The organism is Chitinolyticbacter meiyuanensis (assembly GCF_008033135.1).
GTDB lineage: Bacteria > Pseudomonadota > Gammaproteobacteria > Burkholderiales > Chitinibacteraceae > Chitinolyticbacter > Chitinolyticbacter meiyuanensis.
In genome coordinates, this window is sequence record NZ_CP041335.1 from 1,603,482 (window position 1) to 1,626,082 (window position 22,601).

The window sequence follows — 22,601 nt, forward strand, 5'->3', positions numbered from 1 at the left end:
GCCGTGCGGCCGCCCAAACTGATCCAGCCCTATGTGGTGTCATTCGCTGCACAAATCGTCGGCGCTGGGGCTGCATTGCGATATTTGCCTTGCGCTCCGCTCCAGGGCGCGCTGCAAAACGAGCGCTTCGCGGTGGTTGATGCACAGGTTCGTCAGCATGGCGGGCGTGCTCAGTATGGCTGGGCCATTTGGGAGCGCCCCGGTGTCTACATCGAGGCCGAATTCCATGCGGTGTGGTGTAACTCTGCTGGCCAGTGGATCGATATTGCACCGCGTGCCATGCAGGGGCCGCCCATCCTGTTCCTTCCCGATCCATGCCGCACGTACCAAGGCCGGCAGGTAAACAATGTGCGCAAAGTGCTCACTCGAGATGAAGATGTCGAGCAGCTCTTCGCGGTGCTGGACCGCATGTTCATGCTCGCCAACGAAGCAGAGCTCAACTAACAAGGGCATATCAAAGTGCCCCCCGAGTGGTTGGCCTTGGAGCGTAATCGTCAGACCCTGATTCAAAAGATCGGCAATCGTTATGGGCCGCTGGAGCCCGAAGCATTCGGCACTACCGAGTGACTGGTTCTTTACGATGTAAAGGGTCACATCCAGGTGAATTGGCATAGTCGTTTGGCAACAAGGCCAGGCCAATAGCGCCCGGTATATGATGAATGGGTGCCCCAGTGCTGTAGGAGCAGCGCTGGGGCGAGCCAACTACGTCTTAACCTTTGATTGGAGCCCAAGACATGATTGACAACACGATGGTGGCGGCATGAATGACGTCAAGTTTGTGCTTCAGAAACTTAGGCGGCTCATGGATATGGCACGTGATGCTGATGATGATTTCGAGCGCGCCGCAGCCTACGCGGCGTCGATGAGAGTGCTTGATGATCTTCGGGCGGAAAGCCAAGGCCGCGAATCGGAAAGCTTTGAGCGCCTACGTTGGAGCCTTGCCGCGATCCTTGGCTACGATGTCACCAACGACTATGACAACAGCCAGCACTTCGTGTGGGCGCTCGGTGCTTTTGACGTGATCGAGCGCTTGTTCTGCCGTTCGTAAAGCTTCGGCAGCGGCTTTGTAGTGTGCGCAATCGCGTGGATCACCACCGGCCGGGTAGAAAAGTGAGCCCTTGGGCTGGATGTCCAGCAGATACTTAAATTCCTGAGCAGCCTGTATGACTTGCTCAAACGTTGGTGTAATTTGAGACATATGATTTATCCCTTGCCCGCCTTGTGCGGGCTTTTTGTTGGACACCGAAAACGGCTCGTGGGAACCGGTTTGGGGGTGCTGCCGATCGTGACGGGCAGCGGGTCACAGGCCTCGTTACGGTGGCCTGCCGACTCGGGGCGGATTGGCGCGCGCCCGCGCGCTGCCCGGCGGCGTGCATCTCTTCTGCGCATGTGGCTAAAGGCCATCGTCGGCGTGCCGCCCCTGTCGTTGAGCGCGGTTCGCCGACGCGCATCCATACAGGGTCGCCGGGGTTCGTTGTGCCATTTTGTGAAAGAGCGGTGGTGCGTGCTGAGCGAAATATACGAATGCGTATTATGCAAGTCAATACGAAAATGCATTTTTCATCCGTTTGTGTATTGGTTGGGGCAAAGAAAAGCCCGCCGAAGCGGGCTCTGCCAAGCGCTATTGAGGGGTCAGCCCCCGCGCCAGACGACCTTGCCGATTACAACAATCTCCGCGTTCGGCGGGACGATTTCATCGGGGTAGAGCAGCTTGTTGGGGTTGTCGCTGGTAAGGGTGACGGTACCGAAGCTGCGTTGAACGCGTTTGAGGCGGGCCTCGTCATCGATGAGGAACATGTAGACCAGGCCGTTTTCGATGCGCTTCACCGAAAGATCCAGCAGCACTCGGTCGTCCTCGCAGATGTAGGGGAACATGCTGTTGCCGGTGGCACGAACCAGGCAAGTGTTGGCGGGGTTGATGCCGAGCCGGATCACTTCTTTTTCGGGGAAGGGGTAGTGCCGGTCTACCTCAATGTGACCATTGAGGAAGCCGCGGCCACAGGCCGCCTGGGTGGTGTACTCCGGGATCAATACGAATCCATCGTTGGCAAACAGTGATTCGGGTGCTTCCTGGTCCATGGTGGGGAAGCGTTCAAGGTGGTGGGGCTTTGCCTTGACGAAGTGGCGAGCCGGCACGCTCTGCTGTTCGGTTCCGCCATCCGCTGGTGGGCCTTCCAGAAACTGGCCGAGGGTTACCCCGAAGCTTTTGGCCAGCTTGTCGAGCGTGGCACTGCGGGGCGAATCGGTGTCGCCACTGACAATGCGCTGGATGGTGGGCTGAGGGACACCGCTGCGATCGGCAAGGCCGTTCTGGCTGATGCCGATGTGCGCCATCCACAGTTTCAGTGCGGCTTTGGGTTCCATGCGCGGAGTATGCGTGAACGCATAAAAGTTGATCCAATACGTTTGCGTGTTGATTTCAATTCATTTGCGTATTATCTTGGGCGGCATGAGCACGATGACCGTCCGCGACAAGCTCGCGATCCTTACCGCCGCCGGGTTCACTACGCGCCGCATTGCGGCCGAGACCGGCATTTCCCAGCCGAGCATCAGCCGCATCCTCAGCGGCCAGGAGCCCCGCGAACGTAACGTTCGGCGGCTGGACGCGTATTTCAGTGCACACGATCCACGCCCGGCTGATCTGCCCAAACGGGAGGCCGCATGAGTCGCTGCCGCTTCGAGCCTAGGGCTCGTGTTCCCTTCATCCGCACCGCCATTCTCGGGCCGGTGCGGCGTGCTGTCTTCATGAGCGATAGGGGCCGGTAATGAGCCAATACAAGCACGTGGTGGCTGCGGCGCAGCTGCTGGCCAAGCGCTACCACAACGGAATCACCGGTCTGGCGGCGGATATGGGCAAGAGCCCGATCATCCTGATGAACAAGCTGAATCCGAACAACGAGAGCAACCAGCTTTCGCTGGAGGAGGCGGCGGAGATCACGGATCGCACGCAGTCCTCCTCGGTGGCCGATGCCTTGGCGGCGCTGTGCGGTCGGGTGACGGTGGCACTGCCGGTGGCGTCGATGGGTTTCCTCGAGCTATCGCGTGAGTTCTGCCGGCTGACGCAGGAGTGCGGCGAGGTGGGTCGGGAGATTGCAAACGCCCAGGCACCGGAAAGCGAGTGGGGCGAGCGGATCAGCCCGGCGGAGCGTCGGCGCATCGAGCAGGAGCTGCGCGAGCTGCTCTCCGTGGGTGCTGCGCTGTTGCAGCGCGTGAGCGGGTAGGGCGCGGCGATGTCGATCACGATCCTGGCCAGCGAGGCGCTGGCATTGAAGCGCTGCAGCAATCTGGCGGCGTGCGTTTACGTGGGGCTGGTGCGGTTGGCTGACCGCGCTCAGATCCTGGGCCCGCGCCGCGAGCTGCTGAAGCAGTTGAGCGGCCTGATCGGCCCCGTGCAGGCGTTCGGCCGGCCGCTGCAGTTTGGCGAGCTGGAGCGCGAACTGCGCGAGCTGGAGTTTGCCAACGTGGTGACCCAGGGCGATGAGCGTGGGGTGCTGGCGGTGACGTTGTTGCTGCGGGTGGAGGCTCGGAATGGTTGAGGCTGCTCCGCTGATTGTTTCGTACGGCGCGGGTACCAACAGCGTGGCCATGCTCTGCGGTATGAGGGAAAAGGGTATCCACCCCGATTTGATCTTGATGGCGAACACCGGTGGCGAGCTGCCACGCATTTACCGCCATGTTGAGCAGATGCGTGAATGGTGCGCTGCGGTTGGATTTCCCGATATCCAAACGGTGCAACAGGTGAACCGAGAGGGCGAACCGATTACCTTGGAGCAGCTGTGTATTGAACGGCACATGCTGCCGAGCATTGCCTACGGTCGCAAAGGTTGCAGCCTCAAGCACAAGGTCTACCCGCAGGAAAAATTTGTGAACCATTGGCCGCCTGCGCAGGCTGCGTGGGCCAAGGGGCAGCTGGTGAGAAAGGTGATCGGCTACGACGCCGATGAGCCTTGGCGAGCCAAGATCGCAAAAGATGAAAAGTATCTCTACTGGTACCCCCTGATCGATTGGGACTGGGGACGCGATGAATGCGTTGCTGCCATTGAGCGCGCTGGCCTTCCCCAACCTGGCAAGTCCGCCTGTTTCTTTTGCCCCAGCTCGAAGCAGCACGAAATCTTGGCGCTTCGCCGCCAACATCCTGATTTACTCGACCGTGCGATTGCCATGGAGCGGAACGCAGACCTTTCCGTCGTGAAGGGGCTCGGCCGCGATTACGCGTGGGAACAGTTGGTGGACTTTCGTTCCCGGCAGATAGAGCTTATTCCTGAAAGCCGAATTGAGTTGGATTGTGGCTGCTACGACGAGGCCGCCGCATGAACATCCTCCTCAACCAACACGAGCTGGACGCGCTGATGCGCTGCTCGCTGCAGGCTTTCCGGCTGTATGTGGCTGGCCTGCGGCCGCTAATGGATATCGGTACCGGCTTGGTGGGCGTGGCGCATGCCATCGCCTATGGCCGCCTGGGCATCGAGGTGCAGTACGCGCCACCCCAAGGCAGCCGCAGGGCTGCGTGGCGGGCTGGTAAGGACGAGGTGCACAACCTGGTCGACGAGCTGGTGCGCGTGGGGCTGGTGAAGCGCTATTCGATGCGCGATCCCAAGGAGCGCAAGCTCGTTTTGCTCCTCGTTTTGGCCACTAGCCGCCAATCCGCCCAAAAACATGAGGGCAACATGACGGCAACACCGTCAGCCCCCGAGCCAACCCGCGCCAATGCTGGGTTTAAGCGGTGTGAGCACAAGCTTGCGCATCGCCATGAGGGCGATATATCGGGGGTTCGGAGAGAAAACCCTCTTTCCATAGAAGCAGCAGCGGCAATACCACCAGCAGTGACTGCGCGCGTAGCAACAACCGCGCCGCCGGATCGATTGGAACTGCTGTGCAGGCTGCTGCGCACCCACGGTGTGCAGACCACGCCCACGCAGCTGAGCCACGCCGATGTGCTGCCGCTGCTGGATCGCCCCGATGCGGAATGGCTGGCTGCAGTGGCCACGGCCCGCATGCGCAAGGGTACGCAGGCGTTCGGTGTGCGTTACCTGCTGCCGATGCTGAACGAAATGGCGCAGTCGGCTAGCAGGATGGGGAATAGGCCTGCCAGCGGTGCAGACACGATTCGAGGCAAGCCGTGGTTCCTGGCGTGGTCGGGCATCGAGGCCAAAGCCAGTGAACTGGGCATTGTGGCTGGCAGGGATGAAGACCCGCAGCAGTTCAAGGTGCGGGTGTATCAGCAGGCAGGGCTGACGCAAGCGGAATACCGGCGCGGCCTGCAGGACTACGGAGGTCACCGATGACAACGCGTAACCCGTGGCTGATGCCGGCCGGCACCGATGGCCTGATCCCGGTGCAGGTGTTGTGGGAACGGTTGCTGGCGCTGTACGGCGAAGACTGGCGCAGCCGATTTGCTGATGATGCCGCCCGGGTGGGCTGGCAGCAGGAAGCGGCGGCCGTGCTGTACGCCCGAGGCGTGCGATACACCATGGTGAAGCAGGCCCTGGCCAAGCTCGCCGAGGTGCGCTCCCGCGATCGCAGCGCGCTGCCACCGGCCACGGTGGTGGAGCTGGCCGACCTGTGCCTGCCCCTGATCGACTTCGAAGCCGCGTTCGACGAGGCCCGCACTCAGGCGCCGCTGGATGAGCTGGGTATGGCCCAGTGGTCCAGCCCGGCTGTGTACTGGGCCGCGCGGGACTTCGGCCTGCGCCGGATCGAGGGCGCCAGCTGGAGCCGCAACAAGAGCGAGTGGATGCGGGCGCTGACCAACCGGCTTGCCGGCCAGATCTGCCCGCCCATCCCAGCCCAGGCGCCGCGTGAATCGCTGCCGCACAAGCGCACCGAGGTGGGCATCAAGGCACTGGAGGGCCTGCGCAGCGCGCTGGGCCTGCGCGGGGAGGGCACGGTATGTCGCTGAAGCAGGTTTCTGCCCTGGCGGATGTGGTCGGGATCGAAGCTGCGTTGATCCTCTCGGCCTACTTCGGCGGGCGCAATCTCTACGTGCCGCCATCCATCCCGCCAGAGCACGAGCTGGTGAACATCGTGGGCGCCCGTACGGCCAGCCTGATGGCGCGGCATATGGGCGGGGAGACACACACCATCCCGCTGCTGGATCTGCAACCGCTGCGTAACCGGGGGCTGACCGTGTACCTCGCCACCCAGCATCAGATCGATGCGCCGTGGATCGCCCGGCTGCTGAAGCTCTCGGAGCGGCGCGTGCGCCAGTACCTGCAGGAGGCCAATGTGCAGCGGCGCGCCAGTGAGATCACGCTGGGTTGGCAGCACATGGACGAGCCCGCGATGGCGAACCAGATGGTGCGATGGGGCGTGCCGGTGAGGGTGGTGGCTGCTGCCATGCAGGTATCGGAGCCCAGGGTGCGGGAGTGGGTGACACCCAGCGCGGGGCGGCGGCCTACCAGGTGCCCGATCCAGCGCAAACTGCCGCTGCGGTTCAAGCGGGAGCCAAAACGCAAGCGCCCCAAAGCGCCGGGGACCCTATAAGCAATGCGGCTTGCGGGTGAGAACAACCCCAAGCCCGCGCTAGTTCCGGGCCGAAACCGGCTCGGTCATTTTCTCGGTCACTTTGTGGGTTATCGGTCAGTTCGGTCATGGCACAACACAGCACCTTGATGTCCCTTCGCGGCTATGCCACCTCGCGTGGCATGGCGCTTTCCACGCTGCAGCACCACATCAAAACCGGCAAGCTCAAGACCGTAGAAGGCAAGATCGACCCGGATTACGCCGATGTCTGCCTGCGATCGCTGATCGACAAGGCCCAAAGCGCCCGCGGCGCCGGCCAGCGCAAGAAGCGGGAAGGCGAGGGCGACGAAGGCCGCAGCGAGAGCGCCTTCTACCAGCACCGACATCAGCGACATCCGCCGCCTGGTGCCGCGCAACTTCATGGAAGCGCAGTACTTCAACATGCTGGAAGACGTGCAGCGCCGCCGCCTCACCAATGAGCTGGAAGAAGAGCGCCTGGTCTACGTGGACGAAGTCACCCAGGCCCAGTTCGAGATCGCCCGACAGATCCGCGATGCGGTGATGGCCATCCCCTCCCGCATTGCGGACGAGCTCGCCGCCGCAACCACCCCCACGGAATGCGCCCGCATCCTGAATCGCGAGCTGCGCACCGCCCTGCAAGCTGTGGCGGATGCCGCAGACCAGATCGAGCCCGACCCCACGCCCACGGCGGATGAACCCGATCCACCCACCAGCCCGGATAGCCCCACCGCCGCGGCCGAGCAACCCCACCCACAGGAGGCCTGAGCATGCCACTCGCCCAAGGCCGCCGCGTGGTCGGCTCCGCCTGGTGTGCCGGCCTGATGCCGGACCCGGATATCGACGCGCTGGAATGGGCCGACACCTACCGCTTCCTACCGCCCACCAGCGCCGAATCCGGTAAATACCGCAGCGCCCGCACCCCGTTCATGAGCGACGTGATGCGCGATCTCTCGCCGGTGAACGACGAGGTCGACGAAGTCATCCTGGTGAAGGGCGGTCAGATTTCCGGCTCGGAAACCGCCAACAACTTCCTCGGCTTCGTCATGCACATCGCCCCCGGCCCCGCCATGCTGGTGCAGCCCACGGTGGATGCCGCCAAGGAATACGTGAAAGAGCGGATCAACCCACTGATCGAATACACCCCGGTGCTCAAGGAAAAGGTCGCTGGCCAGCGCAGCCGCCAAGGCGAAAACACCGCCCGCTACAAGCGCTTCCCCGGCGGCTTTCTCGCCATCACCGGCGCCAACTCCGCCCAGAGCCTGCAATCGCGCGCCGTGCGCTACCTGGTGCTGGACGAGATCGACCGCTACCCACTGGATGTGGACAAGCAGGGCGATCCGGTCGGCATGGCCACCAAGCGCACCGACACCTACAAGCGCACCCGCAAGGTGTTCAAGCTCTCCACGCCCGGCCTGCTGGACGAAAGCCGCATCTGGAAGGATTACCAGGAAACCGATCAGCGCCGCATCTTCGTGCCGTGCCCCCACTGCGGCCACATGGATTACATTCGCTGGCAAAACATCCGCTGGCCCAAGGGCAAGCCCGAAGACGTGCGCCTCTACTGCGAAGCCTGCGGCGCCGGCATCGAAGAGCGCTACAAAACCTGGATGCTGGAGCGCTACGAAGCGCGCCCCACCGCCGTGAGCAAGCGCCCGCGCAGCCGGGGCTACCACGTGCCCGGTCTGTATTCCCCATTGGGCTGGCGCAGCTGGGCCGATATCGCCCGCGATTGGGAGCAAGCCCAGGCCGAGCTTGCTGTGGGCGAAGACAAACTGCTCAAGAAAGTGGTCACCCTGGATCTGGGCGAACCCTACGAGCGCCAGGGCGAGCAGGCCGTGATGTCCGAGCTGATCGCCCGCGCCGAAGCCTACGATCACCGCATGGTGCCGCATGGCGGCCTCATCCTCACCGCCGCGGTGGATGTGCAGGGCAACCGGCTGGAAATCCAGATCGTGGCCTGGGGCCGGGGTGAAGAAGCCTGGGTGGTGGATTACCACGTGCTGTGGGGTGATCCGCTGCAGCAAGCCGTGTGGCAAGAGCTGGATCAATACCTGCAGAACCCGCTGCGCCACCAGCGCGGCACCGAGATGCGCATCGCCGCCTGTGCCATCGATGCTGGCGACGGCAACCGCTCCAACGAGGTCTATAACTTCTGCCGCCCGCGTGCCCACCGTGGCCTGATGGCCATCAAGGGCGCCAACACCATCAACGCCCCGGAGCTATCCCAACCCAAGCCGGTGGAGCTGGATCAGGCCGGCCAGAAGATCAAGCTGGGGGTGAACCGCTGGCAGGTGGGCGTGCACCGCATCAAGAACACCCTGCACAGCCGGCTGCAGCTCACCGCCCCTGGCCGCAACTACATCCACTTCCCCAAGTGGCTGCCGGAGGATTATTTCAAGCAGCTCACCAGTGAAAAGCTGGTGGATCACCGCATCGGCGGCCGGGTGCAAAAGCGCTGGGAACCGCGCCCCGGCGTGCGCAACGAAGCGCTCGACACCCTCGTCTACAACTACGCCGCCGCACTGCGCCTCGGCATCAATCGCTGGGGCGAGCCCAAATGGCTGGAAGTGGAACAGCGCCTGCTGCAGGCCAGCTTGTTCATGGCGCCGGCCACTTCGGACAAGCCACCGCCCACGCCTGCCGCGCCAGCCTTGCCACCGCCACCCGCTGCGCTGGCGGATCAGCCTGCAGACGTGCCGCTGGGTGTGCCAGTGGTGCGGGCGCTGCCGGCGGCGCGGAGTAGGGCGGTTCGCCGTGCGTCGCGCTCTTTGTATCTCCGGCAGTAAGAAAGGTATGCTGCGCCGCCATTTCAGCGATGCCGGGCAGGCTGTGCTATCACGCAACATAGTGAATGCTGCTCTGGACGCGTAACAATCACATGTATATTGTTTGCAAGCTATGAGTCAGGCACTAATCAATCCTCGCCTCCTTACTTGGGCCCGTGAGCGCGCCGACATGACGCCGGAAGAGATCGCGCGTGCGCTTCCCGTCAAGCCGGAAAAAGTCATTGAATGGGAAGATGGAGAGAGCCATCCAACCTTCAAACAGGCCCAAAAATGGGCCGCGTTAACGCATGTCCCATTCGGTTTTCTTTTCCTTCAAGCGCCTCCAGAAGAAGAATTGCCTTTGCCAGATTTACGCACGGTAGGGGATCAAGCACCCCATAAACCCAGTGTGAATCTGATTGATATAGTGAAAGAGGTGATCAGAAAACAAAGCTGGTATTTAGATTACCTAAAAGATCATGAGTACTCGGCACTTCCTTTTGTTGGTAGATTTAGTGTGGCTGCTACAGTAAGAGAAGTGGTGGACGATATTCGTCATACGTTAGCTATCCCGGCCCTTCAACAACGCCCAACGCACGATGAATATCTACGGTTGTTAATAACTGCAGCAGAAAGAAATGGCATTCTTGTAATGCGCAGTGGGATTGTGGGTTCCAATACTCACCGTAAACTTGATGTTTCGGAGTTTCGTGGTTTCGCCATTAGCGATCGAATGGCGCCCGTGGTGTTTATCAATAGCGCTGATGCGCCGACAGCGCGCTTATTTACACTTGTGCATGAATTGGCCCATATTTGGATTGGAACCAGCGGAATTTCGAGTGTTGCAGTGAATAGCAATCGGCGTGAAGAGTCGTTTTGCAACGCAGTCGCCGGTGAGTTTTTGGCGCCTGAGGTTGAGTTCAGAGAACACTGGAGTAACGATGCTTTCTGGCGTGATAATTTGTCCGTGCTGGCCTCTTACTTTCGAGTGAGCCGGCTTGTGATTGCTCGTCGTGCATGTGACCTGCATATCATTACATCTGAAGATTATTGGGCTTATTATCACGCAGAGCTACAGGCCTATCGCGATAAAGAAAGTGCTGGGGGTAACTACTACGCCAGTGCCGGAGCGAAAAATAGTCTGCGTTTTAGTCAGGCTCTACTTGCTGAAACCTTTGGCGGGAATGTGTTGCTGCGCGATGCAGCAAAGCTGCTTGGTTTGCAGCCTTCTAAAATAAAATCGTACGCAAATCGTCTAACTAATGAAGCATCTACTCGACTCTAATACGCTGATTGAGGCGAAGAATCGCTATTACAGCATGAGCTTCTGCCCTGCCTATTGGCAATGGATACTGATGCAAAATCAAGCGCTTGAAGTGGCAAGTATCAGCTTGGTGGCAGAAGAATTAGGTAGGGGCAATGACGATTTGGCACAATGGAGTCATGACAACCGAGATATGTTCTTGGCTGTCGATGACGAAGCGACTCAGCAGGCATATGCAAGTATTGTAGCAAGTATTGCGGCTCGGGCACCCCAGATGAAGATTGGTGCTTTCGAGGATTTTCTTTCGGGGGCCGATCCTTGGTTAATCGCAAAGGCAATGGCGACCGGGGCCGTTGTTGTTACACATGAATCCTACGATGTAAATGCAAGAAGGAAGTTTCTTATTCCAAACGTGTGCGAGGAATTTCACGTTTCTTGGATAAATACGTTCGAGCTTCTACATAAACTCGATGCTAGGTTCGTGCTAGCGGGGTGAGGCCACCTTGCATCCAGGCCCAAAACTCCAACGGGCTGTTGAGCTTAAAAAATAATCATATTTGGACGCCAGATTTCTTGAGCTTTTGGCTAAAGTGGAAATTTGCTTGTGAATGGCTAGTGCTTGGTTGTACCGTAGCCATCCCTGCTTATCATCGCATTCCGGGGTGTCGCTCAAGTTCACTCCTGTCTCGGCAAACTGATTCATTAATGCACGAATTTCCCCATCAGTTTGTTTTTCCTGTTGCAGCGGCATAAGAGCGGTAGCAAGACCTGATATTTGCTCCTCCCGTTTCCCCATTGTTGAAGCCTTTTCCGCAAGCAGGGTCTCGACTTCTTGCAAGCTTTTTTCGCGAGCCTCTAGCTTTTCCAGCTTTGTGCTGAGTTCTAATTTTAGCTTTTCAAGCGCAAGTTCATTTGTTCGAAGCTGCGCTTCCTCTTTGCGTATTTTCTCTATAAATTTATTTAGGTCATTGGTTTGCTTTTTGTTAAATTCAGCTTCTTTGTCTTTTAATGAAATTGTTCCATTGAGGTTGTAGGCAGACCAGCCGCCTAGTAGGGAAAGAGCAAAAATAAAGCTAATAAAATGTTTTTTTATGGTGGCTAAATCAAGCATTCTGGTATCAGCTGTTAATAGAGTTGAGTTGGAAAATCATATAGCAGGGGCTTAATTTTTTCCACACCCGTCATAGAATGGTCACCGGCGCTCAACACACCCATCCACTAGCGGTTACCCCATCGCATCCGAAATCGGGGTTTTTTTGCGTCCATAGCTTTTGGCTCGAGCGCGTGCGCCGCCGCCGCCGCTAATCCTCGAATCTTAAAAGAGAATATTTTCTAGACAGGGTGCTCGAATGTGTGTAGGGTTACCCCGGTCTTGAGTTGTCCTCCCCTCATCAAGACGACCGTAGTTCGAGCAGTCTCTAGCCTTTCAGCCTCTTCGGCTGGTCTTCGCCCCCTCTGCGAACACCCCCCTTTGATGCCTAACGCTTAGTGCCTTTTGCTGTGCTCCAGCATGTTGGCCCGGCTGCGCTCATCCATTCGATTGCGCTTGCCTGGTGTCGCTGGCACAGCGTGGCTCAGGGAAATAGTCATGAAAGAGAAGGAAGGCACACTGGAGCTGGAAGGCTTGGTGATCGATGCGTTGCCGGAGTCACGCTTTCGCGTGCAGCTCGATAACGGCGTCACCGTGTTGGCCTACTGCGCGGGAAGACTGCGTACGCACCGTATTCGGATTTTGCTGGGTGACAGAGTGAAGGTGGAAATGTCCCCCTATGACCTCAGCAAGGCCCGCATCGTTTATAGAAACCCTACAAGTAAAGTTGTCAGTACGCCGCAGCAAAGGCGGCGCTGAAAAGTTGGAAAAAATGCATATCAACACATTGAAAGCTGGAGACTCGTTCTCCCAAAAAACCGAAGGCAAAGTGGTTCGATTTGAAGTGATCGACATCAAGCCGATCGGCCGCGATTTCGAAGTGACGTTCCGCTCCGCCCTTGGCATGAGCAGCGCGCGTTACCAAGGCAATGCGGTGATCGTGGACTCGGTGCGTAGCAAGCACTGATCCGTCGCACGATCGACAAACCCCGTTTGGACGGCGCTCGCGGCTTGACCGCGTCGCGCTGGCGGGCCTAAGCTGGCGGCAGGTGCTCAACACACCATCCGCAAGCGGTAGCCCCACCGTCCGATAACGGGGTTTTTTTGCGTCCATAGCTTTCTGGCCCAGGCGTTTCTTCGCCTGCCGTGCGGTTATGGTCGGGTAGCGCGCAGTCATAAAACACTCGGCTTGCCGGGGAAAGCTGCGGGCCGTCTTGCGGCGGTGTTGAAGTACCTGACCACCCTCTCAACAGGGGTGACCTCAACGAAACCGCAAGGAGGCCATCATGGCTGCTCAAACCGCCTCGCTCATCCCGAGCGATCAACTCATCCCCGTCCACGAACAACAGATCGGCGACAGCGTTGTGCATGTCTGCCGCGCCAGTGATCTGCATCAGTTCCTGCGTGTACAGAGCAGGCTCGCGGATTGGATCAGGGTGCGGATTCGCAAATATCTGTTTGTCGAGAATCAGGACTTTGTACTTGCTTCTGAAAATCCAGAAGCAAGTTGGGGTGGCCAAAACAAGCGCGACTACCTGCTGACCCTCGACATGGCCAAAGAGCTCTCCATGGTCGAGAACAACGAACAGGGCAGGGCCGCGCGCCGCTACTTCATCCTGTGCGAGAAACAGGCCCTCGCCAGCCACGCGCCCCAAGCCGACCGCGATCAGCTCCACGCCATCCAGACCGCCTACCTCGATTGGTCCGAAGCCGCCGCCGTCGAAATCCAGCGCCTGCAAGGCAACGTGCCGCCACCCCCAGCCGCCCTCAAAGACCCCGCCGCCGCCCTCGCCGCGCTGGCCCATGTGCTGAGCAGCCACCGCTACTTGCTTACCTTCAGCGCAGATCTGCGCGCCCAGCTCACCCCCATCGCCCCAGGCGCCCTGATGATCCCGCCCGGCGACCTCCCCAACACCATCGCCACCCCCGGCTCCCCCATACCCCGCAACCTGATGCCCGACATCATCCGCGCCGCCGCCGGCCGGTTATGAAACAAAAAGCCCCGTGATGAACCACGGGGCTTTAAGCAACGTGCCTACTATTAACCATACTCGTTGTGGGGTACATATCGGAAAGATTGCGGTGGATGCCGAATACCGAACATGGCATGCAACTCTTGCGGTTCTTCGAAGAGTTGCGTCTTTTCTACTCGAATTGCATACCCTAGGTTGCGACCCGCAAAATATTCCCAGAAGTAATCTTCCGTGATGCCGGCGCCGAGGTTGGTTTCTTCCCAGAGTGTTGCCGGGGCACGCTCAATAATTTCATCTACATCGAAAGTACCGATCACTTTGGATATTGGAGCCGACGCGTAGACGTATATCTTTTTGACGGTTTTGTCCTTGAAGACAGCCTTGCGAAATTCGAAGGTCTTGTCTCCGGAAAAGATGGCGTTTGCAAATTCTGGCTTAATCGACAATAAGACGGCGGTCGACACGTGAGCCTCCTAGTAGCAAATCAAATTGTTCGTTCGTCATCGGCTCAAAGCCTCTGATGGAAGTATTCGAAATAATACCGCCTTCAATTAAGGCTTGTCTATTCATTCTTTTGGGGAAAGAATAAATATAAAGGAAGTTTACGACGAACGGCCTGTTTCGAGGGTCGTAATTCCAAAGTTCGGCTAATTTTTGATCACTAAATACACTGCGCCTTCGACATAGCTCTATAAAATGCTGCTGGTCTTTTATGTCGGTTATCACTTCTTGCACTACGCCCAGTGTAGTAGTTACTGCAGTGCGCCAAGCAGAGCCGCCGCTTGCAGTCCTGTAAAATACGACGACATCACTAGGTTTTAAGTCTCGATTCACTGAACGGCAGGTATACACTTTCGATAGTGCATTTCGGTTCGGAGCATTTTCTACAAAATCAGCTGGGGATTCGGTATTTAATACCGAGTCAGGGAAGAGGTCGGTGTGGTACTCAGGGTAAATTGAGACAATCCACTTTTGAGTATCTGGCCTTATGTAAGGGTATACCCGCCTAGGCTGGGTCTGTGTTCCTGCATATTTCGCTGTACAGGGCCGAACGAGAACCTTTTCTTCGCCAGCGATACCATTTTTTGTTCCATGTGGCACGAAGCCCCAGTCCTGCAGCAGCTGTATAAGGCGTGTATGGTTGTCGCTGTGATCGAAGATCGTGACGTATATTTCGTCTACGGTAAATCGGATCGCGTTGTCAAAGATCACTTTGATGAAGCGTTCTCCGATTTTGTAACCGTTCGATATGACTTTAAATGTGCCAATTTTTAGTCGCCTAGCCGGAGTCAAGGCTGGCGTTATTTCCCGGTGATCTTCATCGGCGCCTTCCACCTTCAAGTAGAGAAAGGCAACAACATTGTCTTGATCGTCGGCACAGTAGTAGGCTACTTCGTCGGCCTTTCTGTTAAACCAGATGTCGAAGCCCGGATAGTCTTGTCGGAATGAGTCAAAGAAAGTGTCTTTAAGATTGATGTTGCCAAAATATTCCTTTTTAACTGAAAGGACTCGATAGTCGGCAAGCTCTGGGTTCTCTGCTGTCGCTTTTTCAAGAAACCCGTCAATCGTGAATACGTGAGAGCTAAGGCCGATAAGTCTTGCTTTGCGATGTATGTTTCGATCTTCGGTAATAAGTAAATCAACGCGATTTTGGGCTAATTCGTTCAACAAGCTTGAGTCGTTGACGTCATTGACTGTTTTGTCTCTGGTTGCCTTTATTTCAGCAATTTTGGCGGTGTCTGGTGCCGTAGTTTTAAGTACGTAATAGCTGCTTAGCTTTGTGTTAAATGTGCGAACAACATCTTCATCTTTGTAGCCAGATATCTCTTGAATTGTGAGAGGGTGAATGCATTTTTGGTGGTGCAGGCTGTCCAGCCATCGAAAAAGGATGCCAATATCGGATCGAACGACCTTATTGGTTTCCCGATGAATAACGATGTTGGTGTCTAACAAGACTTTCATGCATTACCCACCTGGGTAAGGTGTTGCTGTGCGAGATTAAGCGCGCTAGTTATCCCCTCACCGCCAACGTCGAGCTGAAGTACTGTTAGCCCTAAAGACACTCCGACCTTATGTGCATGTTGAGCTTCAGCCTCTTGCAAATTAGCGACCTGTTGTATCGACAAGCTCACGTTGCTGCCGTCTCGTTGTTGAAGCCGCGAGTAGATAATTTCTGGCTCGGCAGTAAGAAGCAGAATGTGGTTGATGCCGAGTAGCCTATAGACTTCAGCTGGGATCGGCTCAATCTCCATGCGTAAGTTGTACAAGCAGAAATGGCCGTCAAGAATCACCCGAGGCGTTGTTGCCTGTAGTTTGGAAAACTCTTCTATCAAGATGGCCTGGTTGTTATCGATACCGTCGACGGCCTTGGCGGGACCGATGTCTTTTCGTCCACGGATTAGGCTGCTTGCGGAGTAATGCTCCGCCTTGATTCGAGGAGCCAGCGCTGAGCAGAAGTGTCCCTTGCCGGCCCCATGTGCCCCGCCAACGAACGCTGTGATTTTGTTCATAATGTAAGGAAAGTTATCGTTATTTGATATTTTTCCTTTCTAGCGCCGAAGTTTGATTCCGTCCATCAACGCTGAGCGGTACGTATCGACGCTGCAACACTTTCAACCTTCCATGTCTGTAATGCCCCCGGAAATCCATCCACAGGACTGCGCGTAGCCGCCGCGCCACCATCGCTGCAACTTCACCGAGCAGGAGCGGGTTGTGGCGGTTTCCGAGGCAGACATTCAGGCGCTGCGCCAAGCGCTGGCCAGCGGCGAGCGGTTGGTGTGGCTGGGCGACAAGCGCATCGAGTACCGCTCGGTTGGCGAGATTGAGCAGGCGCTGAACCGGCTGCTGCGCGAGCAGGCGGCGGAGCAGGGCACCGGAGCCCGGCCGCGGCAGACGCGGCTGTATCACGGCGGGCGGGGCTTCTGATGGCGAAGAAGCTCAAGAAAGCCCGCGCGGATGCGCCCAAGCCCAAGGTGGCGGGCACCAGCAACACGCTGGTCAAGGCGCAATACGATGCCGCCGGCCACGGCCGCCGGTTGCGTGGCTGGAGTGCGCCGCAAACCGGCCCCAACCGTGCCACCCAAGGCGCGGCCACCTTGCGGGCCCGTTCACGCGATGCGGGCCGTAACGAGTGGGCGGCCGATAGCGCCGTTACTCAATGGGCCGTGAACCTGGTCGGCACCGGTATCCAGCCCCGCCCGCGCACGCGGGATGCGGCGCGCAAGCAGGCGCTGCTGGCGCTGTGGCTGCGCTGGTGCGGCGAGGCCGATGCGGATGGCGTCTACGATTTCTACGGCCTGCAGAACCTGGTGGCGCGCAACTGGATCGAGGCCGGCGAGCTGTTCGTGCGCCTGCGCTGGCGCCGTCCGGAGGATGGGCTGGCGGTGCCGCTGCAACTGCAGCTGCTGGAATCGGAAATGGTGCCGGATCAGGATGGCCTTGCCCGCAATGGCAACCCGATCCGCCGCGGTATCGAGTTCGATGCCATTGGCCGCCGGGTGGCGTATCACGCGCTGCGCCATCACCCCGGTGATGGGGTGGGCGATGCCTCCACCACCGTGCGCATCCCGGCAGACCAGATCCTGCACATCTACGAACCAACGCGGCCGGGGCAACTGCGCGGTGTGTCGGATTTCGCGCCCATCCTGGCCAAGCTGCGTGGTGTGGGCAATTTCGATGATGCGGTGCTGCACCGGCAGGAGCTGGCCAACCTCTTTACCGCGTTCATCAAGAAAACCGGCATGGCCGGCATTCCGCATGATCCATCGCTGGACCCGGTAAGTGGCTTGCCGGTGCAGCTGGATGCCTCCGGCGTGCCGCTGGCAGCCATGGAGCCGGGCATGACGCAGGAGCTGCTGGAAGGCGAGGACATCGTCTTCAGCAACCCGCCCGGCCCCGGCGCGGAATACGACCAGTACATGCGCGTGCAGGGCATGCAGATCGCCGCTGGCAGCCACCTGCCGTATGAGCTGCTCACCGGCGATCTGCGCGATGTGAGTGATCGCACGCTGCGGGTGTTGATCCAGGGCTTTCGCCGGCACTGCGAACAGCGGCAATGGCTGGTGCTGATCCCGCAGCTGTGTGAGCCAGTGCGCCGCGCCTGGGCCACCGCCGCAATGCTGGCAGATGCGCTGCCGCTGGATATGCGCGACGACGCGCTCGATACGCTGTGGGTGCCGCAAGGCTGGGACTACATCCACCCGCTGCAGGATGTGCAAGCCGATGCGCTGGCGGTGGAGAAGGGCTTGCGTACCCGCTCCAGCGTGATCACCCGCCGTGGTGACGACCCCGAAGCACTGGATGAAGAAGCCGCCGCCGACCGCGAACGTGAGCAGCGGCTGGGCCTGAACTTCGCCGCGCCGGCCCCGGCGCCAGCCAACCAAGCCCCCGAAGAAACCGAGCCGGAAATCCATCCACAGGACCGCGCAGCGCCCTAGGGCCAGCATGCGGCCATTGCAACAAGGAACCAGACCATGCCCAAGAAAACCTGGTACGGCATTACCAACAAAGCCGGCAATCAGCCCGAGGCCGAGATCAGCATTTACGACGACATCGGCGCCTGGGGTGTGACGGCCAAGGATTTCATCACCGATCTCAAAGCCATCCATACCGAAGTGATCCGTCTGGAGATCAGCAGCCTGGGCGGCAGCGTATTTGATGCGCTGGCCATGTTCAACGCGCTGCGGGCGCACCCGGCCAAGATCCACGCCAAGGTGATGGGCGTGGCGGCCAGCGCGGCGTCGTATGTGCTGATGGCGGGCGACACCATCGAGATGCCCGAGAACGCCTTTCTGATGGTGCACAACCCGCTCTCCGACGCCTTCGGCAATGCCGAAGCACTGCGGGATATGGCGGAGGTGCTGGATAAGTTCGGCAATGCGCTGATCGGCACCTATGTGGCGCGCTCCGGCCAGCCGGAAGAAAAGGTGCGCGAACTGCTGGATGCCGAAACCTGGCTTTCCGCGGCGGAGGCCAAGGCGCTGGGCTTTATCGACCAGATCACGGCCAGCCTCAAGGTCACCGCGTGCTTTGAGCAGGAGCGCGTGCCGGAGGCGGTGCGTGCCGTGTTCCAGGCCGCTGCTGCGCCTGCGCCGGAAGCATCGCCAGCCCCTGCGCCGCCGCCTGAACCGGATGCCAACGTGCCCGCCGCGCTGACCACGCTGGCCGCCCAGCATGGCCTGCTGGCCCATGTGGGCACCTGGCTATCGGACGCCACCATCCGCGATGCCGTCACCGCCGAAGCGGTGGTGAACGATGCCGTTGCCATCCGCACCCTGTGTGCCGATGCCAAGCACGATGCCCTGGCCGCCACCTTCATCAACGCTCGCACTCCGCTCGCCGCGGTGCGGCAGAGCCTGCTCGCCATCAAGGCGGCGCAGGACGAATCCGCGCCGGTGAATCACCACCAGCCGGCCCCCAGCGCTACCCCGCCGACCCAGCACGCGCCGCAGTCGGCATTACGGGCCACCAGCGTGTATGCCAAGCGGCGCCATCAACCGAGGAACTGATCATGACCATCCTGAAGCAAGGCCGGCGCGATGCCGAACACATCATGGGCGAAGGGCCCGGCACGCTCTCGCGCGAAGCCATCCTGATCACCGCCGGCCCGGCGCTGCCGCCCGGCCAGGTGCTGGGCATTGTCACCACTACCGGCCACTACGCCCCCTACGACAAGGACAACACCGACGGCAGCGAAGACGCAGCCGCGGTGCTGTACGCCGGCATTCCGGCTTCCGCCGAGGTGCGCACCGGCGCCGCCATCGTGCGCCATGCCGAGCTGAACGGCGCCTTGCTCACCGGCTTTGACGAAGAAGCCCGCCCCGCGCTGGAAGCGCGTCAACTCATCGTGCGCTGATCCGCGCCACCACAGGAGAACACCATGCCGCTCGCAATGGACATTTTCAACGACGAAGCCTTCGGCGTTGCCGAGCTCACGGCCGCCATCAACAACCCGCCGGAGGGCGAACGGGTTTCCAACCTGATCGATTCGCTGTTCGAGGAAGAGGGCATCCCGACCACGCACGTGATGATCGAGCGCAAGGGCGATAACCTGAGCCTGGTGCCGACGGCGGATCGTGGTGCCCCGGGTGATGTCACCAACCTCGGTGGCCGTGATCTGATCCCGTTCAACACCGTGCACCTGCCAACGCAATGGTCGGTGATGGCCGATGAGGTGCTGGGCGTGCGCGCCTTCGGCAAGGTCACCGAGCTGGAAATGCTGCAGGACCGCGTGAACGCCAAGCTGGCCAAGGCCCGCCGCCGGCTGGAAATCACGCTCAGCTATCACCGCCTGGGCGCACTCACCGGCAAGGTGTTGGATGCCGATGGCCAATCCGAACTGCTGAACCTGTTTGAGCGCTTTCAGATGCAGCAGCAGGTGCAGCCGTTGGATCTGCTCAACACCTCCAGCGATGCGCCGCTGAAGAAGAAGATCAAGGACGCGATCCGCATGAGCGAAGACGCGCTCACCGGTGAAACCATCTCCGGCTGGATGGCGATCTGCGGCCGCGGCTTCTACGACGCGCTGGGCGAGAACAAGGCGATCAAGACTTCGTTTGATCGCTGGAACGACGGCCAATTCTTCCGCGAGCAGCAGAACGGCGGCTTCCGCTGGGGCGATGTGGAATGGAAGGAGTACTACAGCAAGGTGGGCGGTATCGAATTCATCGGGGCCGACGATGCCTACCTGATCCCGCTGGGCGTATCGGAACTGTTCATCACCCGCTTCGCGCCGGCCAACTACGTGGAAACCGTGGGCACCAACGGCCTGCCGTACTACGCCAAGCAAGAGCTGATGCCGTTCGGCAAGGGCGTGCGGGGTGAGGCGCAGTCCAACCCGCTCAACCTCTGCACCAAGCCGCGCGCCATCATCAAGCTGAAGAAGGGCAACAGCTAAGCCATGGCGGGCAATCCTTTCGCCCGCATGGCAGGCCGGCTGCTGCATCACCTGGGGCGGCCGGCCCTGCTGCGCGGCACCGTGGCCACCCAGGCAGCGCTGGAGCATGGCGTGCTGGTGTACGGCGAGTATGGCCAGGTTACCGGCACGGTTTCCGTGGCCACGCTGCCGGTGGAAGCCAGCCCGCGCCAGCACGATGCGCTGGAGGTGGATGGCGTGGCCTATGTGCTGGATAAGCTGGAGCGCAGCGATGGCTACCTGCTGCGCTTCATCCTGCGGGGCGCGTGATGGCGCGCATCGTGGGCGGCCAGCGCCGCGTGCTCGATCTGGGCGTGAGCCCGCAACGGCTGGCGGAACTGGCCGGCCGGCTGCGCGCCACGCCGGATCAGCTCGCCGCCGCCGGCGTGCAGGCGGTGAATGCGGTGCTGCCGGAACTGTTGAACGAAAGCCGCGCCACCATCAGCCGCACCGTGCGGCTGAACGCTGCCTACATCCGTGAGCGCACAGACCTGCGGCTGGCGGCGCAGGCCACCGCCGGCGTGGGCTACCTGATCGCCCGCGAGCGCGAAACCCGGCTCGCCACCTATCAAAGTCGCCAGGTCACTACCGCGGCGCCGCGCGCCAAGGGCGATTCCCTGCGCGGCATCGCGCCCGGTCGCAAGCAGGCTGGGATTTCGGTGGCCATCCTGCGCAGCGAAAGCCCCAGCGCCGGCAGCGGCCGGTGGTTCTACGTGCCGCTCAAGCGCGGCAAGGTGGGCCGTGGCAACGGCTTTGGCATCTTCGAGCGCACGGGGCCGAGCCGCGACGACATCCGCCACCTGTACGGCCCATCAGTCGCCCGCGTGTTCGGCTGGGAGCTGCCCGGCCTGCGCGAAATCGGCGTGCAGCGGCTGGAAACCGCGCTGCGCAGCCAGCTCAACCAACTTGGATTTGTTGCCCCATGATCAGCCTGGAACACGATCTTTCGCTGGCGCTCTCCACGCGCCTGGCAGGCATCCGCACGGCGGATGGTTTTCACACCGACATCGGCGCCGAAGTGTTCCGCGGCCGCGTCGCCTTCGATCCCGACCGCGTGCCCTGCGTGGTGCTGGTGGAAAAAGACGACGTGCCGCTCGAGCAAAAGCGCAGCGCTGTGAAGCTGGGCCTGCCGTACCTGCTGATCGGCTACGCCTGCTGCGATCCGGCACACCCCAACGACACCGCGCACCAGATCATCGCCGACATCAAACGCGCCCTCTTCAGCCCGGCTGATCCGCTACACCCCAAGGTGCGCGAGATCCAGTACCAAGGCCGCAGCATCCTGCCGCGCGAGGATGGGCTATCGCTGGTGTCGGCCGTGGTGGAGATCAGGCTGGAGGTGGTGGGGGAGTTGTAGTCTGGATCATTTATCGGCATGCCACTTTCGTACGGCTTCTGTGCTGGAATCCACTGTTCCTGGATATCCTGGCTTGCCGTGATAGGTCTGTGCCTGCTCATAGGGTGTGCGATCTATCCCGGATGGCACCTCAAGTTCCCCGGCGACTTTGGTTTGCGTATGAAAGGCATTGTGCTCGGCCATGAGGCGATGCTCCGGGACGCTGAGGTCCAGCTTCCCTTTCAGATGGTCGTAAGCATGGCGCATTTCGTGGGCTGCGTAGGGCACGTTAGTTGGGTCAACCAACTCAATTCGTTTGTCCTGAGGGCTAAAGAAGTTCTGCGCAACGCCCCGCTCTATCTTTAGTTTCCCCTTGCTACCTGAACTGCTGGCCATCGTGGACAACATTTGTTCCATGGAGCGATCCGCAGCACCGAAGTTATATCCCCTGCTGGCTAGCCGCTGAACAAAGGCATTTCGTTGGAACATGCTGCTTAATCCTTCGTCTCCGAGGTTCTTCTTGATTGCCTCAAAGTGAGGGCTTGCTGTCGGGGCTGCTAAATGTGCGGAATGCGTATCAAAGCCGATTGTGGACATCCGTAGTGCTTGGGTCCGTTGTTGCACCAATGGTCCAAGGCCCTTGGGGGCATCCATAGGGGTGAGCTCTGCTTGGCGAGTTGATTTTTGACGCGCAAGTATTGCATCTACATTGGCATCTACGTTTGCGCCTGTATACGGCTTTCGCGGGCCGGAGGATGACATGGTTGCTTCCTAGGT

At 59.8% G+C, this 22,601-nt stretch carries 31 protein-coding genes; 24 read left to right on the plus strand and 7 right to left on the minus strand.

Annotated elements, in window-relative coordinates; genetic code table 11:
* Positions 1–3: 3 nt before the first annotated feature.
* Both FLM21_RS07750 and FLM21_RS07755 read left to right on the plus strand, forming a co-directional pair.
* The gene (locus tag FLM21_RS07750) at positions 4–444 is read left to right on the plus strand and encodes a hypothetical protein (RefSeq protein ID WP_148715025.1); all 441 of its coding nucleotides are present in this window, start codon (positions 4–6) and stop codon (positions 442–444) included.
* 316 nt (positions 445–760) lie between these two features.
* A complete protein-coding gene (locus FLM21_RS07755; RefSeq protein WP_148715026.1) occupies positions 761–1,048 on the plus strand; it encodes a hypothetical protein in 288 nt (95 codons plus the stop codon).
* Between the two features lie 584 nt (positions 1,049–1,632).
* Here FLM21_RS07755 and FLM21_RS07760 read toward each other — a convergent pair.
* Positions 1,633–2,334 carry an XRE family transcriptional regulator gene (locus FLM21_RS07760; RefSeq protein ID WP_187360138.1) on the minus strand — a complete coding sequence of 234 codons (702 nt, stop codon included), beginning with the start codon at positions 2,332–2,334 and terminating at the stop codon, positions 1,633–1,635.
* A 58-nt stretch (positions 2,335–2,392) separates the two neighbouring features.
* On the opposite strand from FLM21_RS07760, the gene FLM21_RS07765 reads away from it, so the two are divergent.
* The 7 genes from FLM21_RS07765 to FLM21_RS07795 all read left to right on the plus strand — a co-directional run bounded on the left by FLM21_RS07765 (position 2,393) and on the right by FLM21_RS07795 (position 6,483).
* Positions 2,393–2,665, plus strand: coding sequence for a helix-turn-helix domain-containing protein (locus tag FLM21_RS07765; RefSeq protein ID WP_148715028.1), 273 nt, complete (start codon positions 2,393–2,395; stop codon positions 2,663–2,665).
* Positions 2,666–2,765: 100 nt separating this feature from the next.
* Positions 2,766–3,221, plus strand: a complete 456-nt coding sequence (locus FLM21_RS07770; protein ID WP_148715029.1) for a phage regulatory CII family protein — start codon at positions 2,766–2,768, stop codon at positions 3,219–3,221.
* 9 nt (positions 3,222–3,230) lie between these two features.
* Positions 3,231–3,536 (plus strand): hypothetical protein, encoded by a 306-nt coding sequence (locus FLM21_RS07775; RefSeq protein WP_148715030.1) that lies wholly within the window; start codon positions 3,231–3,233, stop codon positions 3,534–3,536.
* Positions 3,529–4,314: an adenine nucleotide alpha hydrolase family protein gene (locus FLM21_RS07780; protein WP_246120847.1), complete on the plus strand. Its 786-nt coding sequence runs from the start codon at positions 3,529–3,531 to the stop codon at positions 4,312–4,314. The genes FLM21_RS07775 and FLM21_RS07780 overlap by 8 nt, the downstream gene beginning before the upstream one ends.
* Positions 4,311–5,285, plus strand: coding sequence for a hypothetical protein (locus FLM21_RS07785; protein WP_148715031.1), 975 nt, complete (start codon positions 4,311–4,313; stop codon positions 5,283–5,285). Before FLM21_RS07780 ends, FLM21_RS07785 begins: the two co-directional genes overlap by 4 nt.
* Positions 5,282–5,899 (plus strand): hypothetical protein, encoded by a 618-nt coding sequence (locus FLM21_RS07790; protein ID WP_148715032.1) that lies wholly within the window; start codon positions 5,282–5,284, stop codon positions 5,897–5,899. Before FLM21_RS07785 ends, FLM21_RS07790 begins: the two co-directional genes overlap by 4 nt.
* Positions 5,890–6,483 carry a hypothetical protein gene (locus tag FLM21_RS07795; protein ID WP_148715033.1) on the plus strand — a complete coding sequence of 198 codons (594 nt, stop codon included), beginning with the start codon at positions 5,890–5,892 and terminating at the stop codon, positions 6,481–6,483. The genes FLM21_RS07790 and FLM21_RS07795 overlap by 10 nt, the downstream gene beginning before the upstream one ends.
* Positions 6,484–6,572: 89 nt before the next feature.
* Here the strand turns inward: FLM21_RS07795 and FLM21_RS07800 are convergent, their stop codons facing one another.
* Complete coding sequence (locus FLM21_RS07800) at positions 6,573–6,857, minus strand: hypothetical protein (protein WP_148715034.1); 285 nt, start codon at positions 6,855–6,857, stop codon at positions 6,573–6,575.
* Positions 6,858–6,867: 10 nt separating this feature from the next.
* On the opposite strand from FLM21_RS07800, the gene FLM21_RS07805 reads away from it, so the two are divergent.
* The 4 genes from FLM21_RS07805 to FLM21_RS07820 all read left to right on the plus strand — a co-directional run bounded on the left by FLM21_RS07805 (position 6,868) and on the right by FLM21_RS07820 (position 11,008).
* The gene (locus FLM21_RS07805) at positions 6,868–7,248 is read left to right on the plus strand and encodes a hypothetical protein (RefSeq protein WP_148715035.1); all 381 of its coding nucleotides are present in this window, start codon (positions 6,868–6,870) and stop codon (positions 7,246–7,248) included.
* 2 nt (positions 7,249–7,250) lie between these two features.
* Positions 7,251–9,269 (plus strand): phage terminase large subunit family protein, encoded by a 2,019-nt coding sequence (locus FLM21_RS07810; protein WP_148715036.1) that lies wholly within the window; start codon positions 7,251–7,253, stop codon positions 9,267–9,269.
* 169 nt (positions 9,270–9,438) lie between these two features.
* The gene (locus tag FLM21_RS07815; protein ID WP_222846791.1) at positions 9,439–10,533 is read left to right on the plus strand and encodes an ImmA/IrrE family metallo-endopeptidase; all 1,095 of its coding nucleotides are present in this window, start codon (positions 9,439–9,441) and stop codon (positions 10,531–10,533) included.
* Positions 10,511–11,008, plus strand: coding sequence for a DUF4411 family protein (locus tag FLM21_RS07820; protein WP_148715038.1), 498 nt, complete (start codon positions 10,511–10,513; stop codon positions 11,006–11,008). Before FLM21_RS07815 ends, FLM21_RS07820 begins: the two co-directional genes overlap by 23 nt.
* On the opposite strand, the gene FLM21_RS07825 is transcribed toward FLM21_RS07820, so the two are convergent.
* Positions 10,997–11,623, minus strand: a complete 627-nt coding sequence (locus tag FLM21_RS07825; RefSeq protein WP_148715039.1) for a hypothetical protein — start codon at positions 11,621–11,623, stop codon at positions 10,997–10,999. The two genes, FLM21_RS07820 and FLM21_RS07825, sit on opposite strands and share 12 nt — an antisense overlap.
* A gap of 477 nt (positions 11,624–12,100) precedes the next feature.
* Between FLM21_RS07825 and infA the strand changes: the two genes are divergently transcribed.
* From infA to FLM21_RS21100, 3 genes are all read left to right on the plus strand, one after another.
* Positions 12,101–12,361 carry a translation initiation factor IF-1 gene (gene infA, locus FLM21_RS07830; RefSeq protein WP_148715040.1) on the plus strand — a complete coding sequence of 87 codons (261 nt, stop codon included), beginning with the start codon at positions 12,101–12,103 and terminating at the stop codon, positions 12,359–12,361.
* A gap of 13 nt (positions 12,362–12,374) precedes the next feature.
* Positions 12,375–12,569 (plus strand): hypothetical protein, encoded by a 195-nt coding sequence (locus FLM21_RS07835; protein WP_148715041.1) that lies wholly within the window; start codon positions 12,375–12,377, stop codon positions 12,567–12,569.
* 319 nt (positions 12,570–12,888) lie between these two features.
* Positions 12,889–13,593 carry an antA/AntB antirepressor family protein gene (locus tag FLM21_RS21100; RefSeq protein ID WP_222846792.1) on the plus strand — a complete coding sequence of 235 codons (705 nt, stop codon included), beginning with the start codon at positions 12,889–12,891 and terminating at the stop codon, positions 13,591–13,593.
* A gap of 50 nt (positions 13,594–13,643) precedes the next feature.
* Here the strand turns inward: FLM21_RS21100 and FLM21_RS07845 are convergent, their stop codons facing one another.
* From FLM21_RS07845 to FLM21_RS07855, 3 genes are read right to left on the minus strand one after another with little or no spacing between them, the layout of a single operon-like run.
* The gene (locus FLM21_RS07845; protein ID WP_222846793.1) at positions 13,644–14,039 is read right to left on the minus strand and encodes an ASCH domain-containing protein; all 396 of its coding nucleotides are present in this window, start codon (positions 14,037–14,039) and stop codon (positions 13,644–13,646) included.
* The gene (locus FLM21_RS07850) at positions 14,011–15,537 is read right to left on the minus strand and encodes a PIN domain-containing protein (protein WP_148715042.1); all 1,527 of its coding nucleotides are present in this window, start codon (positions 15,535–15,537) and stop codon (positions 14,011–14,013) included. The genes FLM21_RS07845 and FLM21_RS07850 overlap by 29 nt, the downstream gene beginning before the upstream one ends.
* Entirely contained in the window at positions 15,534–16,085 is a 552-nt protein-coding gene (locus tag FLM21_RS07855) for an AAA family ATPase (protein ID WP_148715043.1), read from the minus strand. Before FLM21_RS07855 ends, FLM21_RS07850 begins: the two co-directional genes overlap by 4 nt.
* Positions 16,086–16,287: 202 nt before the next feature.
* Here FLM21_RS07855 and FLM21_RS07860 point away from each other — a divergent pair, with 202 nt between their 5' ends.
* The 8 genes from FLM21_RS07860 to FLM21_RS07895 are packed head-to-tail and all read left to right on the plus strand — an operon-like array spanning position 16,288 to position 21,845.
* Positions 16,288–16,500, plus strand: a complete 213-nt coding sequence (locus FLM21_RS07860) for a phage head-tail joining protein (RefSeq protein WP_148715044.1) — start codon at positions 16,288–16,290, stop codon at positions 16,498–16,500.
* On the plus strand, positions 16,500–18,011 hold the full coding sequence (locus tag FLM21_RS07865; RefSeq protein ID WP_148715045.1) for a phage portal protein: 1,512 nt from the start codon (positions 16,500–16,502) through the stop codon (positions 18,009–18,011). The genes FLM21_RS07860 and FLM21_RS07865 overlap by 1 nt, the downstream gene beginning before the upstream one ends.
* Positions 18,012–18,047: 36 nt before the next feature.
* A complete protein-coding gene (locus tag FLM21_RS07870) occupies positions 18,048–19,082 on the plus strand; it encodes a head maturation protease, ClpP-related (protein ID WP_148715046.1) in 1,035 nt (344 codons plus the stop codon).
* A 2-nt stretch (positions 19,083–19,084) separates the two neighbouring features.
* Positions 19,085–19,429: a head decoration protein gene (locus FLM21_RS07875; RefSeq protein ID WP_148715047.1), complete on the plus strand. Its 345-nt coding sequence runs from the start codon at positions 19,085–19,087 to the stop codon at positions 19,427–19,429.
* Between the two features lie 24 nt (positions 19,430–19,453).
* Complete coding sequence (locus tag FLM21_RS07880; RefSeq protein WP_148715048.1) at positions 19,454–20,470, plus strand: major capsid protein; 1,017 nt, start codon at positions 19,454–19,456, stop codon at positions 20,468–20,470.
* A gap of 3 nt (positions 20,471–20,473) precedes the next feature.
* Complete coding sequence (locus FLM21_RS07885; protein ID WP_148715049.1) at positions 20,474–20,758, plus strand: hypothetical protein; 285 nt, start codon at positions 20,474–20,476, stop codon at positions 20,756–20,758.
* Entirely contained in the window at positions 20,758–21,414 is a 657-nt protein-coding gene (locus FLM21_RS07890; RefSeq protein WP_148715050.1) for a hypothetical protein, read from the plus strand. Before FLM21_RS07885 ends, FLM21_RS07890 begins: the two co-directional genes overlap by 1 nt.
* Positions 21,411–21,845 carry a hypothetical protein gene (locus FLM21_RS07895; protein WP_148715051.1) on the plus strand — a complete coding sequence of 145 codons (435 nt, stop codon included), beginning with the start codon at positions 21,411–21,413 and terminating at the stop codon, positions 21,843–21,845. Before FLM21_RS07890 ends, FLM21_RS07895 begins: the two co-directional genes overlap by 4 nt.
* Before the next feature lie 6 nt (positions 21,846–21,851).
* Here the strand turns inward: FLM21_RS07895 and FLM21_RS07900 are convergent, their stop codons facing one another.
* Positions 21,852–22,586, minus strand: coding sequence for a type III secretion system effector protein (locus FLM21_RS07900; protein ID WP_148715052.1), 735 nt, complete (start codon positions 22,584–22,586; stop codon positions 21,852–21,854).
* Positions 22,587–22,601 lie beyond the last annotated feature (15 nt).